This is a genomic window from uncultured Boseongicola sp., assembly GCF_937988555.1.
Classification (GTDB): Bacteria; Pseudomonadota; Alphaproteobacteria; order Rhodobacterales; family Rhodobacteraceae; genus Boseongicola.
In genome coordinates this window covers 1-13,264 of the sequence record NZ_CALJXO010000393.1, presented here as the reverse complement: position 1 = coordinate 13,264, position 13,264 = coordinate 1, and the positions used below count along the sequence as shown (strand labels likewise).

General features: G+C 54.9%; 12 protein-coding genes and 1 pseudogene. 9 read left to right on the top strand and 4 right to left on the bottom strand.

Features of this window, described 5'->3' with window-relative positions; genetic code table 11:
* The 7 genes from Q1B15_RS23190 to Q1B15_RS23160 all read left to right on the top strand — a co-directional run.
* The coding region (locus Q1B15_RS23190; protein ID WP_299758583.1) for an aminotransferase class III-fold pyridoxal phosphate-dependent enzyme at positions 1-632 on the top strand (632 nt) is incomplete at its 5' end.
* 462 nt (positions 633-1,094) lie between these two features.
* A complete protein-coding gene (locus Q1B15_RS23185) occupies positions 1,095-2,687 on the top strand; it encodes an ABC transporter substrate-binding protein (RefSeq protein ID WP_299758581.1) in 1,593 nt (530 codons plus the stop codon).
* Positions 2,688-2,750: 63 nt separating this feature from the next.
* The gene (locus Q1B15_RS23180; RefSeq protein WP_299758579.1) at positions 2,751-3,860 is read left to right on the top strand and encodes a Xaa-Pro peptidase family protein; all 1,110 of its coding nucleotides are present in this window, start codon (positions 2,751-2,753) and stop codon (positions 3,858-3,860) included.
* A complete protein-coding gene (locus tag Q1B15_RS23175) occupies positions 3,854-4,861 on the top strand; it encodes an ABC transporter permease subunit (RefSeq protein WP_299758577.1) in 1,008 nt (335 codons plus the stop codon). Before Q1B15_RS23180 ends, Q1B15_RS23175 begins: the two co-directional genes overlap by 7 nt.
* Positions 4,861-5,751, top strand: coding sequence for an ABC transporter permease subunit (locus Q1B15_RS23170; RefSeq protein ID WP_299758575.1), 891 nt, complete (start codon positions 4,861-4,863; stop codon positions 5,749-5,751). The genes Q1B15_RS23175 and Q1B15_RS23170 overlap by 1 nt, the downstream gene beginning before the upstream one ends.
* A 3-nt stretch (positions 5,752-5,754) precedes the next feature.
* Positions 5,755-6,732 (top strand): ABC transporter ATP-binding protein, encoded by a 978-nt coding sequence (locus tag Q1B15_RS23165; protein WP_299758573.1) that lies wholly within the window; start codon positions 5,755-5,757, stop codon positions 6,730-6,732.
* Positions 6,729-7,697 carry a dipeptide ABC transporter ATP-binding protein gene (locus tag Q1B15_RS23160; protein ID WP_299758571.1) on the top strand — a complete coding sequence of 323 codons (969 nt, stop codon included), beginning with the start codon at positions 6,729-6,731 and terminating at the stop codon, positions 7,695-7,697. Before Q1B15_RS23165 ends, Q1B15_RS23160 begins: the two co-directional genes overlap by 4 nt.
* A gap of 329 nt (positions 7,698-8,026) precedes the next feature.
* Here the strand turns inward: Q1B15_RS23160 and Q1B15_RS23155 are convergent, their stop codons facing one another.
* Positions 8,027-8,341: a TraR/DksA family transcriptional regulator gene (locus Q1B15_RS23155; RefSeq protein ID WP_299758569.1), complete on the bottom strand. Its 315-nt coding sequence runs from the start codon at positions 8,339-8,341 to the stop codon at positions 8,027-8,029.
* Positions 8,342-8,631: 290 nt separating this feature from the next.
* Here Q1B15_RS23155 and Q1B15_RS23150 point away from each other — a divergent pair, with 290 nt between their 5' ends.
* Positions 8,632-8,997, top strand: coding sequence for a hypothetical protein (locus tag Q1B15_RS23150; protein WP_299758567.1), 366 nt, complete (start codon positions 8,632-8,634; stop codon positions 8,995-8,997).
* Positions 8,998-9,065: 68 nt separating this feature from the next.
* Positions 9,066-9,401 (top strand): annotated as a pseudogene (locus tag Q1B15_RS23145) (transposase); the annotation flags it as partial.
* Positions 9,402-9,655: 254 nt separating this feature from the next.
* On the opposite strand, the gene Q1B15_RS23140 reads toward Q1B15_RS23145, so the two are convergent.
* The 3 genes from Q1B15_RS23140 to Q1B15_RS23130 form a co-directional block, all read right to left on the bottom strand.
* The gene (locus Q1B15_RS23140) at positions 9,656-10,396 is read right to left on the bottom strand and encodes a transporter substrate-binding domain-containing protein (RefSeq protein ID WP_299758565.1); all 741 of its coding nucleotides are present in this window, start codon (positions 10,394-10,396) and stop codon (positions 9,656-9,658) included.
* Positions 10,397-10,968: 572 nt separating this feature from the next.
* Positions 10,969-12,267 (bottom strand): HlyD family type I secretion periplasmic adaptor subunit, encoded by a 1,299-nt coding sequence (locus Q1B15_RS23135; protein WP_299758563.1) that lies wholly within the window; start codon positions 12,265-12,267, stop codon positions 10,969-10,971.
* Positions 12,264-13,264, bottom strand: a 1,001-nt coding sequence (locus Q1B15_RS23130) for an ATP-binding cassette domain-containing protein (RefSeq protein WP_299758561.1), incomplete at its 5' end; no start/stop codon positions are given. The genes Q1B15_RS23130 and Q1B15_RS23135, both read right to left, overlap by 4 nt.

Sequence of the window (13,264 nt, the reverse complement as noted above, 5' to 3'; positions counted from 1 at the left end):
ACAACATATTACTCCATATCGACGAAGTCGTTTGTGGCGTCGGGCGGACAGGCAAATGGTTCGGCTACCAGCAATATGATGTGAAGCCGGACTTTGTCACAATGGCGAAGGGTGTTGCGTCGGGGTATGCCGCCATCGCCTGCATGGTGACGACAGAGCGCGTATTCGACCTGTTCAAATCGGCTCCTGACGATCCAATGGATTATTTTCGCGATATTTCCACCTTTGGCGGCTGTACTGCCGGGCCTGCTGCCGCGATTGAAAACATGGCGATTATCGAGGAAGAAGGATTGCTTGAAAACACGATCGCTATGGGCGAGCGGGTGCTTGAGAATTTGAACGCTCTGGCTCAAAAACATGCGGTGATTGGGGATGTGCGGGGCTTGGGGTTGTTTGCTGGCGCCGAACTGGTGGCAGATCGCACGACCAAAGAGCCCGCAGACGAAAAGCTAGTGCAACGGGTTGTGGCGGACTGCATGCAGCAGGGCGTTGTTATTGGCGCGACCAACCGTTCGTTGACGGGGTTCAACAACACGCTGTGTCTCAGCCCGGCGCTTATTGCGACTGCGGATGACATCGATGCAATCACCCATGCCATCGACGAAGCATTGGGACGTGTGTTTGGCGGCTGATGCTGACAAATTGAAGAAAATAGAGGGCTGGACCGTGGTGTCTGGCCCTGAACCCACTAATCCTTCGCGGCGTAGCGCATGTTTGTCTCAGCGTCAGCTGGCCAATGGCCGCAAAAGCAAAGGGTCAAGTCCCGCAACCAATGGCCGAGAGTAGGAACGCCAACTCTACGGCTTTGTCTCGCGCTCGTCCGCAACATAACCCGTTTATGTGTCAAAAAGTGGCGCCCCGTTAGAAATGGCGAAGGCTGGAGATAACCACGCATTCTGTTTTGCCGCGCTTTTCTATTGGCAAAGCAACGTAATCATGTTCGTATTATAAAAGAAATGCTGTTGGGGAATGGCTGTTCCGTCATGGTGACATGTTGCGAGTAGAGCGGAAGTGATTTTGCTCTCTTGCGCCTGTTCGCGGAAAAACAAGCTCCAGATCGTAGTTTCGAAAAAATTATTCAAGGGAGGTAACTCATGTTACTTAAACACAAAATCGCCATTGGCTTGTTGCTTGGGGCTTTTAGCGCCACTGCGGCTTCGTCGCAGGCATTGGTCTATTGCTCGGAAGGGTCGCCCGAAGGCTTTGACCCCGCACTTTACACAGCGGGCACCACTTTCGATGCTTCGAGCCATCCGATCTACAACCGACTGACTGAATTCAGAGTCGGTACAACGGAAGTAATTCCCGGGCTTGCTGAAAGCTGGGACGTTTCCGACGATGGCATGACGGTGACGTTCAATCTGCGTCAGGGTGTAAAATTTCACTCAAACGACATGTTTACGCCAAGTCGTGACTTTAACGCCGACGACGTGATCTTTACGTTTGACCGCCAGGGCAACGAAGCTCATCCTTATTTCACCGTTTCCGGTGGCACTTGGGAATACTACGGCGGTATGTCCATGCCGGACCTGGTGACCAGCATCGAAAAAACCGATGACTACACGGTTATCTTCAATCTGGCCCGCCCCGAAGCACCGTTTATTGCCAATATGGCGATGGATTTCGCTTCGATCGTGTCGGCAGAGTACGGCGATGCGATGATGGCAGCCGGTACGCCGGAAATGCTGAACCAAGCGCCTATCGGCACCGGTCCATTTGCGTTTCAAGCCTACCAGAAAGACGCCGTCATCCGTTATCTTCGTAACGATGACTACTGGGGCGATGCAGCCAAAGTCGAAAGCCTGATCTTCGCGATTACGCCGGATGCCTCCGTGCGCTATCAAAAGGTTCAGGCGGGTGAGTGCCACGTTACGGCATATCCAAACCCGGCTGATGTTCAGGCAATGAAAGACGCTGAAGATATTGTTGTAATGGAGCAGGAAGGCCTGAACGTCGGATATCTTGCATACAACACGACAATTGCGCCTTACGACAACGCAAACGTACGTCGTGCCCTGAACATGGCGATCGACAAGCAGGCGATCATCGACGTGGTCTTCCAAGGCTCCGGGCAAATCGCCAAAAACCCGATTCCACCAACGATGTGGTCCTACAATGACGCCATTGAGGACGATGCCTACGATCCGGATGCGGCGCGTGCCATGTTGGCAGCCGAAGGTGTGACGGATCTCAACATGAAGATCTGGGCAATGCCTGTGCAGCGCCCTTACAACCCAAATGCGCGTCGCATGGCCGAACTGATGCAGGAAGACTTTGCAAAAATCGGTGTCACGGTGGAAATCGTCTCCTACGAATGGGGCGAGTATCTGTCGCGGTCGCGTGAGCTTGACCGCGATGGTGCGATCCTGCTGGGCTGGACCGGCGACAACGGCGATCCGGATAACTTCCTGGCAGTTCTGTTGGGATGTGACGGACGCGAAAACTCGAACCGTGCACAATGGTGCCACCAGCCGTTCGAAGACCTGATCCAGCAAGCCAAAGTGCTGCCAACGCAAGCAGAGCGCCAGCCGCTCTACGAGCAGGCGCAGGTTATCTTCAAAGAGCAGGCGCCGTGGGCCACAATCGCGCACTCGGTCGTCTACATGACCATGCGTCCAGAAGTTGAAGGCTATGTCGTGCACCCGCTGGGTGGGCATATCTTCAACCAGGTCGGCCTTTCGCAATAAGCCAAACGCTGGGGCGCCCTCATCGGGCGCCCCATTGCCTTTTAAGATACGGGCGCGCACCCTTTGAAAAATAACCTCTCAGACCGCCTTGCGGAATATGCCACTGTCGCCGCCGATCTGGGCGTTGATGCGGTGGCTCTGGTGCCGGGCCCAAATTTTATCCGCGCGGTCATCCATCCTTTCATGAGCCACGAGCGTCCCTTTGTTCTGGTCGTCCCCGCGACCGGCATGCCCGCCGCCCTTGTACCGAACCTCGAGTTGCGTAGTTGGGATCTGGTCGGGTTTGACGGTGCCGTCTTTGATTGGCGCGATCAAGATGGGTATGAAGCTGCTTTTGGCGCTCTCTTAGATCATCTTCAGATCAAAACGCTTGCTGTCGAGGGCCAGGTGATGCGGGTTTTCGTGCACCACGCTTTGCTGCGCGCGCAGCCCGATTTGCAGGTCATGGACGCCGAGCGCGAGATTTCCGCGTTAAGGATGATCAAGACGCCCTCTGATATCGAAGCTTTGAAAGCCGCTATCGCAATTTCAGAACGCGCCTTGGAGCGAACACTTGCGACCGTGCGCCTTGGGCAGACCGAGAAAGAGATCGAACAGACCCTAATCCAAGCACTTTTCGCTGAAGGAGCCGAGGACCAGTCGTTTCATCCGATCGTTGCGGCTGGCGATGGCTCGGCCCGTCCCCATGCAAAGGCACGCGCTGATTACGCGGTCAAAGCGGGCGACGCACTTTTGCTGGATTTTGGAGCGCGCAAAAACGGATTTGCCGCTGATATCACACGGACAGTTTTTCTGGGCCACGCGACGGACGAAGGTCAAGCCGTCCATGACACGGTCCTGCGCGCAAACCTGAAAGGGTTTGAAGTGACCAAGGCGGGCGTGACGGCGCATCAGATCGATGATGCTGTCACCGGCGTGCTTGAAGCCTCACCATATGCTGACCGGATCCGAACCAAGACGGGTCATGGTTTGGGGCGCGATGTCCACGAAGCCCCTTACATTATGCGCGGCAACCACATGGTGCTGCCTGCTGGAACGGTCTACACTAATGAGCCAGGCCTTTATGAGATCGACAACTTCGGTGTAAGAATTGAGGATGACGTGTTGATCACACAAGATGGTTGCACCTCACTGACCCAATTCCCAAAGGAGCTGACTGTGCTGAAATGCTGAACTATGTCCTGATCCGCCTGCTAACCTTTGTGCCAACCTTTGTGGGCGTGACACTTATTTCTTTTGGCTTCATCCGCCTTCTGCCCGGCGATCCAATCATCGTCATGGCTGGTGAGCGTGGTTTGACCGATGAACGCTATGCCGAACTTGAGGCTCAGTTCGGCTTCGACCGGCCGATCTTTGTACAGTTCTGGGAATACCTGACAGGCGTGCTGCAAGGCGACCTGGGTAATTCCTTTGTGACCAAGAGGCCAGTCTGGGACGAATTCTTTGCTCTTTTCCCGGCCACACTTGAGCTTTCAATCTGTGCAATGTTCTTCGCGGTCGTTCTGGGTCTTCCCGCTGGCGTCATCGCCGCCGTAAATCGCGGGAAACTCTACGACCGCGCGCTGATGTCCACCGCCCTGATCGGTTACTCAATGCCAATTTTCTGGTGGGCCCTGCTGCTGATCATCGTGTTTTCGGGCAATCTGCAATGGACGCCTGTTTCGGGCCGGATTGACCTGATTTATTACTTTCCTGATCCGACAGGGTTCATGCTGATCGACAGTCTGCGCTCGGGTCAAAGTGGCGCGTTCACATCCGCAGTGCGCCACCTCGTGTTGCCCACAATCGTGCTGGGCACGATCCCACTAGCCGTCATAGCACGCCAAACTCGCTCCGCCATGCTTGAGGTGCTGGGCGAGGATTACATCAGAACCGCCCGTGCCAAGGGACTGACGTCTGGTCGAATCAACGGCGTGCATGCGTTGCGCAACGCGTTGATCCCGGTCATCACCGTCATCGGTCTGTCAGTTGGTACATTGCTGGCCGGGGCCATCCTGACCGAGACAATCTTCAGTTGGCCTGGTATTGGAAAGTGGATGGTCGATAGTATTTTCCGGCGCGATTATCCGGTCGTGCAGGGCGGACTGTTGCTGATCGCCGTGGCTGTCATGATCGTGAACCTGACCGTTGATATGCTCTACGGCGTCATCAATCCCAAGATTAGGAAGCGCTGATGTCTGACACAGCATCCGATGTCGCACGCCCAAGCCCGCTGCGGGAATTCTGGTTCTACTTTCGGGAAAATCGGGGTGCGGTGATAGGTCTGTGGATCTTTGGGGTTTTTGCATTTCTCGCACTCTTTGGCCCGTGGATTGCGCCGCATGACGCCACTGCGCAATTCCGGGATGCCACGCTGCAACCGCCATTCTGGCAAGAAGGTGGCAACTGGACCTTTCCGCTTGGTACGGATCCGCTTGGACGCGATATGCTTTCACGGCTCATTGTCGGCGCGCGGTTTTCATTCTTCGTAGGTGTCGTCGTCGTCAGCATTGCGGCATCTGGCGGCATCTTGATGGGGCTTGTTGCGGGGTTCGCCCCTAAATGGGTGGATACCATCATCATGCGGATCATGGATGTCATTCTAGCCTTTCCGTCGCTTCTACTGGCGCTGGTTCTGGTTGCCATCCTTGGCCCGTCCCTGACGAACGCTATGATTGCCATCGCTATCGTATTGCAGCCACATTACGTGCGCTTGACCCGCGCCAGTGTGCTATCTGAACTGCAAAAAGACTATGTAACATCAGCAAAGGTCGTGGGGGCAGGGCTGCCCCGACTGATGTTTGTCACCGTTCTACCAAACTGTCTGGCACCAATCATTGTGCAGGCGGCGCTGTCTTTTTCAACTGCGATCCTGGACGCTGCCGCTTTGGGCTTTCTTGGCATGGGCGCACAGCCACCGACACCGGAATGGGGCACAATGCTTGCTGAGGCGCGCGAGTTCATTCTGCGCGCATGGTGGGTCGTCACGCTCCCCGGTCTTGCAATCCTTGTCACAGTGCTTGCCATCAACCTGATGGGTGACGGGCTGCGTGATGCGCTCGACCCGAAACTGAAGAGAAGCTGAGCCATGTCACTTTTGCGCATCCGTAACCTCAGCGTGGCATTTTCTACCGCGTCGGGCGCGTTTCAGGCAGTGGATGCCGTCGACTTCGATGTTGATCCTGGCGAAATCCTCGCAATCGTCGGCGAAAGTGGATCGGGTAAATCAGTGTCGATGCTCGCGCTGATGGGACTGCTGCCATGGACCGCGACAGTGACCGCGGACGAGATCACCTTTGATGGTAAGGACCTATTGCGCATCGACAAAAATGCGCGGCGCCGGATCGTTGGAAATGATCTGGCGATGATTTTTCAGGAACCTATGTCGGCGTTGAATCCTTGTTTCACGGTCGGATGGCAAGTCAAAGAATCGCTGCGATATCACCTTGGCCTTGACCGTGCTGCGCAGCACCGTCGCGCGATCGAATTGTTTGAGCAGGTCGGCATCCCGGACCCCGAAAAGCGCCTGACGGCTTTCCCGCATCAGATGTCCGGTGGGATGAACCAGCGTGTAATGATCGCCATGGCCATCTCCTGCAAGCCAAAGCTACTGATTGCAGATGAGCCGACAACAGCGCTAGACGTGACCATACAGGCACAAATCCTCGATCTGCTCGCAGATTTGCGCAACGAAACCGGGATGGGTCTGGTTTTGATCACCCACGATATGGGTGTCGTGGCTGAAACTGCCGAAAGGGTAAGCGTCCAGTACGCCGGACAAAAGATCGAAGAACAACCAGTCGGGCCGCTGTTCAACAAACCGCACCATCCCTACACCGCAGCGCTTTTGGACGCGCTGCCAGAGCGTGCGATTGAACGGCTGCTTCCCACTATTCCGGGCGTTGTCCCAGGCCAGTTTGACCGGCCAACCGGGTGCCTTTTTTCTCCACGCTGCAAATTTGCGGATGCCACCTGTAAAACAACCCCTCCGGCAACTGCAGGCACGGACTTGGGCAATGTTCGCTGCCACTACCCGCTTAACACTGGCGAAGGGATCGCGTCATGACCGCGCCTGTCATCCAAGCCACCGGGCTCCATCGACACTATTCCATAAGTGATGGCATGTTTCGCAAACCGCGTGTGTTGCGCGCGGTTGCAGGGCTCGACTTTGCTCTGAGCCCCGGCAAGACCTTGGCGGTCGTTGGCGAAAGCGGATGCGGAAAATCGACACTGGCCCGTATGGTTGCGATGATTGAAGCACCGACAGAGGGCGAACTGAAACTCGATGGAAAGCCGGTGCTGCCATCCGATTGGGCCGATCTGCGGCAATCTGTGCAGATTGTTTTCCAGGACCCTTACGGGTCACTGAACCCCCGGCAGCGGATTGGGGCAATTCTACAGGAGCCTTTGACAATCAACCGCCCGAACCTCAGCCGAGAAGAGCGTGAATCGAGCGCGCGTGAAATGTTGAAGATGGTCGGCCTGCGGCCCGAACACTTTGACCGCTATCCGCATATGTTCTCTGGTGGACAACGCCAGAGGATTGCGATCGCCCGCGCTCTGATGCTGGACCCAAAGGTGCTTGTGCTGGACGAACCTGTGTCTGCGCTCGATCTTTCTATCCAAAGTGCAATTCTCAACCTGCTGACTGAATTGCAGGACCGATTGCAGCTGGCCTACCTCTTTATCAGTCACGACCTGAGCGTCGTGCGCCATGTCGCGGACAATGTAATTGTGATGTATCTCGGTCGCACGGTTGAGACTGGCCCGAAAGAGGCGGTCTTTGAGACACCGCGGCATCCCTACACCCGTGCGCTTTTGTCAGCCACACCAAGCGCAGAACCAGCCACGCGCAAGGATCGGATCAAACTCAGCGGAGAGCTTCCATCGCCACTGGACATTCCAAGAGGATGTCCCTTTGCCCCTCGCTGCTGGAAGGCCGAAGACAGATGCAGGCAAGAGATTCCCGAACTGACCGGCACGCTAAATATGGCAGCGTGTTTCTTTCCTGAAGGCGTCAGTGACGCCTAGGTCGTCATGAAATTTTGTCGTCGAGCAAAGCCGCCAGATCGTTGAGGGTTTCGCTTGGCAACTAGATTGCGAACGCTTTTGTCCCGAGCCTAATCATGGGGCCAATTTAAGATAAGCGTTGCGAGACAAACTCGCAAAGTCGCCAGATACGACTGGCAGATGCTAACAAAAAAGCCGACCTTCGTTCTTCCTATAACGAAAGACCGGTGAAAATAGTCACCCTTCTATGTTTTGACCAGTGCCGCTATGGTGGGTGGCAAGTTTTAGATCGCTCTCGGACCTCGTAGAGGAGAGATTGAATTCATCTGACACAACCCAGCCAAAGCAGGTTAGGGCGCGCAGCTTTTGCAGAAAGGCGTATCTGGCAATAGCTCCAGGCGAGCTTCCAGAACAGCACTCCCGCACACTTGGCACACACCGTAAGTGCCGCTCTCGATGCGCACCAGGGCAGCGTCGATCCGGTTCAGCTCGGCCATCTCGACATGACCAAGGGTCTCGAGAACCTGGTCACCCTGCCGCTCCGAGGCACGATCCTCCCAATCCTTGGATGGCATTTCGTCGAGCGTGTTGTCCAAGTCCGTGAGATGACCCGTCAACTCACTCCGACGATCCAGTAGCAACTTCTTGTGTTTCTCTAAGTCCATTTGGGTTCTCCCGTTTTCGATTTCCACTATTCCATCTTGTCTGGCAGTTGGCTTTGACATGGGTCAGTCTGCTATTGCCTCTTCATTTGCTTCACCGAAATCGCCACCTCCCGCGCAAAGTAGAGTGCTTCTTGCAATCAAAAGGCGCACCTTTTCCATTGGCGACTATAACGAGTTTCATCTCCAGATTACCACGCGGAAACTGGTGTGCGCGCGTGGCTTTGTATTGATTAGTCCACACAATCCACACCATACATTCAGTTAAGTGAATATTATAGGGTTATAAGCTAGTGAAAATTGCAGCATTCGCTTTAGCACTCGCTTTCATCCTTGGGGTCAGCCTTCCCGTGAGTGCGGACATTCTACAGGTGCAAAACGTGACCGAGGAAATTTGGGATCTTGTAGGTCCGCCGGAACAACGTAATTCGGAATATTTAGGAAATAATGCGACATTCGGTTTGATCGTCACAACTGATGGTGCCGTGCTCATCGATCCTAATGGTAGTGAGCGCGGGGCGTCGATGATTGATGACGTTGTCCAAGCGTTGACTGATCAACCCGTGCGCTCTTCAATCAATACTGGCGGGCAAGATCACCGATGCCTCGGGAGCGTTTATTGGCGAGTTATGACTGAATCTGGTGTTTTGGGGATTTGAAGGTTGGCGGCGTATCTGGTTGGTTTGTTGTTGCGAGACACCAACCCAACCGCAGGAGATACACCACCATCGAAACGGATAACATTGTTGATTTTTCCAGTCGAGACGGGATTTCGGACGCATTGACGGATTTGCTGAGAACAGGCGCGCGGCAATTGATAGCCACTGCGGTTGAAGCTGAGCTGGAAGGCTTCCTCGCGCAATTTGCGGAGGCACGCACGGCAGCAGGTCATGCGGCAGTTGTTCGCAACGGCCATCACCCAGCGCGCCCGGTTCAAACGGGCATTGGCCCGGTGAATGTACGTATTCCCAAGGTTCGAGCTAAAGACGGCACCCCAGTGACGTTCCGCTCCGACTTGGTGCCACCATATGTGCACAAGACCAGAACGCTGGAAGTGGCCGTTGGATCAATTTGAGGCCGAAACGTCCAAGCTGTGGTTGAGAAAATGCACTGGGAGCAGAGCGCATACGCCAGGTTTTTCGCTCCTTTCGCGACAGCATAAGGTTCCGTGAAGCAGGCATTGGAGACCCGGAGAGTTGAAGTCCTAGACTGACAAGACCCGCGGCTAGAGTGGCGTAGCCTGCGCTTGCAGTGTACGTATTCTCCAGCATCGGCAAGTTCGCAACTGAACGCACGCAATTGTACGAATTCTAGCTTTCACACGATTGGAGCCACGCTCAATCCATCGACTTTATGCTTTGTGATCAGGTCGGCAACAAAGCCCGATGCCTTGAGATCCTCGACCGTCTTAAAGAGCCAAGATGCCGCTTCGGCGTTTTTGCGCGGGGTCCCTATCGCTTGCTGTACCGCACTAAACTGCCCGTCAAGGAGGCGAGCACCTGGTAGTCGCAAAACGTCCACGATGAGGCGCGGGCGCAATCCAGCAAGCGCATCAAGCCTCTGTTCAACAAAGGCATCAAAGGACTGATCGATACTGTCAGTTTGCACGAGTTCAGCATGGCGGAGGTTGTTTTCAAGCCAAAGTCCATAGGCGGCTCGTCCCTTGGTTGCGATACGAATTCCTGGTCGGTCAACCTCAGCAATCGAACGGATCTGTGATCCAGCGGGCACCAGATAGGTAGACTCGATCTCACAATACGCTGCACTGAATGCAATTGTCTTTGCGCGCTGCGGCTCTGCGCCGATATTGCCGATATCCCACTCGCCTTTCTCTGCGGCGTCCGCCAGTGAACCGGGATCGGGATACAAGACGTACTGAATTGAAACTCCAAGCCGGGTCGCAATCTCCGTCGCCATATCAGGGGATACTCCGACCGGGTCACCATTTGGGGCCTTGCCTGTTACCAATAGAAAGTTGCTCAGATTTATACCCGCACGCAGCGTTCCGTTTGGCGCTAGCTCTGCCAAGATGGCGGGAGCGACATCAGGTTTAGCCACGAAAGATAACCTCGCTAAAGCAGTCAATAGTCAAAGGGCTTGGGGGACCATTAGTTTTGGCACTGCCCTATATCAAAATATTGCCAGAAGTTGACGATAACACAAGGTCACATAGCCGACCGTGGTTCTCACCGAGCAAAATGAAGAAACGCTTTCTTAATCCACACCGCGTACACTCCAGAGCCTCGAACCGATGGTTCTGCACAGTGGCTGCCATGGGCATATCTCGTTTGCCTATTGGTGACATGAAGTCAGATTTGATGTTCCAGGCTAAGCGCTAAATTCGTCGGTGCGTTGTGACCTACCAAATCGATGCCAAGTTCTTCCTTAAAAGGTGGCCGCTTAGTTATTCGTACGTCCACGGACGCCCAATTGCGCGCCTACACCGCAAGCGCTCTGCGTTGAAACGCCACTCGTGCTTTGGCAGACTGCAGACGGCGTAAACTCCAAGACGCAACTGTAGAGAATTCACGTCGGCCGGCGAGTGTACAAAAGAGAGACACACGTGCGAATGAACTTTAACTGCCTAATCTTCGTCCGTGGCCACCTGCATGAAATGCCGTCAGCACAACTTAGTCCCCACGGAACGCGCGTTGGAAATAAACTGTAAGCGGCTGTGTCAAATACGACAAAGGCGTTCGATCTTCTGTTTTGAGGAATGCCTCAACGGGCATACCCGGTAGAAGCTCTACGTTTTCCAGCTTCGCAAGCGCTTCGGCATCGGGCCGCAAAATGGCCTCATAGTAACTAAGCCCGGTGACCTCATCTGTCTGTGCATCTGCTGCGACGCGTACGACCTTGCCCAGAACTTCCGGTGTCGTCCGCCGGCTAAACGTCGTAAACATCAACCGAACATCCTGGCCGGAATAGACCTGTTCAATGTCGTTGGGATCAATACGCGCCGAGACTTGGAGCGGCTGATCACCAGGAACAATGAACGTGATAGGCTCAGCCGCAGAAATGACAGCCTGGGGGGCCAATACGCGGCTATCAAAGACAATTCCATTGACCGGCGCCCGGATATCCAAGCGAGACAGTCTCTCAATCAAACTCAAGCGCCTCTCCTTGAGCTCTATCTCAGAATACTGGATGTCACGAAGCTGCGTAATGGCAGCTTCACGGCGCGCGTCAGCAAGGCGAAGGGCTTCGATTGCTAGTCCCGAGATACGGGCAGCGCTTTCGGCGATGCTTGATGTCAGACGACCGATTTCCCCTTCAAGGCTCGCTTGCTGGCGCTGCAGAGCCAGGAGGCGCGTGGTTTCGACCAAACCTTTATCAAACAGCGACTGCACATCTGCCAGCTCCTGCTCGATGAGGGTAAGCTGTTTTTCAAAGGAGACCTGCTGAGATTCGGCGCCTTCGATCTGTCTTTCGATCTGAGACTGTTGTTCCGTGAGTTGCTCAAGTTCCCGCACCAATGAGCGTTTGCGGGCTTCAAAAAGGTTTTTCTGCCCGGCAAGTTGATCTTCGACAGTTGCTGTTTCAATAATCATAAATTCAGGACGGTCTTGGTAGGTAAAGTCATCTGCATCATCACGTTCTGCTACCAGTCGAGTGCGACGGGCGAAAATCTCGACGAGCTGTTGTTCGATGATGGCCAGTTCGGAACTCAAGAAAGTCCCGTCGAGTTTCACAAGAATGTCTCCGGCCGCCACCGTGTCACCGTCGTGCGCAAGAATCTCACCGACAACACCGCCCTCTGGATGCTGAATGACCTGACTGCGGCTTTCGACTTGTACTTTGCCGGAGGCCACAACGGCCCCTGCAATTTCGGTCTGGACACTCCAAACTCCAATGCCACCCAAAAGTAGGACGACGGCTCCAAATCCTAGGGTTAGTGGCAATCGGGCCCCCCAAACTCGCTGGCTCATGGCGTGCCCCCACCAACGGCGCGTTGGACGTCGCCGGCATTCTTCATCATGGATTTTATTATTTCGTCCCTGGGTCCGTAGGCTGCGACCTTCCCTTGATCCACGACGAGGAGATTGTCACAGGTCGAGATAGCCGTTGGCCTATGGGTCATAATCAAGACGGCCTTGCCTTCGGCTTTCATTGTGTTGACGACCGCATTCAGGGCTTCGGAGCCTTCCGCATCCAAAGCGGAATTTGGCTCATCCAGAACAAGCAGGACTGGATCGTTATAAAGGGCACGTGCCAATGCCAGGCGCTGTTTTTGCCCTCCCGAGAGCTGTGCGTCGGCCACTCCAATTAATGTGTCGTAGCCGTCTGGTAGCTTGAGAATGATTTCATGAACGCGCGCCTTCTTTGCGGCTGCCACGACCTTTTCCGCATGTGGGTTTGTTTCCATTTGGGCGACGTTCTCGCCCACGGTGCCGGGGAACAGCTGCACGTCTTGTGGCAAATAGCCGATATAGCGTCCGAGCTTCTCCGCGCCATACTGATCAAGCGTTGCCCCTGCAAGCCGGACGTCGCCGGCAACCGGTTTGACCAGGCCCACAAGGACGCGCGCCAGCGTGGTCTTGCCGGACCCACTTTTGCCAATGATCCCGAGCGCTTGACCTGGAGAGACAGAGAGTGAGATTTGGTTCAAAATAGGTTTGTCGCCTCGGCGGATGACAAGGGAGACATTCGTAACGTCAAGCTGCGCGGAAGGAGGGGGAAGCTCAGTCAACGCGCGGTCTTCTGGAAAAGCCTCCAGGAGTTCTTTTAAACTCTTCCAGCTTACGCGTGCCCTTTGAACCATCGGCCACTGTCCGATGCCCAATTCAATTGGCGCCAGGGCGCGACCCAATAGGATGGAGGCCGCAATCATGGCACCTGCTGTGAGCTGGTTTTGAAGCACGAGATAGGCGCCCACCGCCAGGATTGTGGACTGAAGCAACAGTCTGAAAGCCTTGGTGAAGGAGG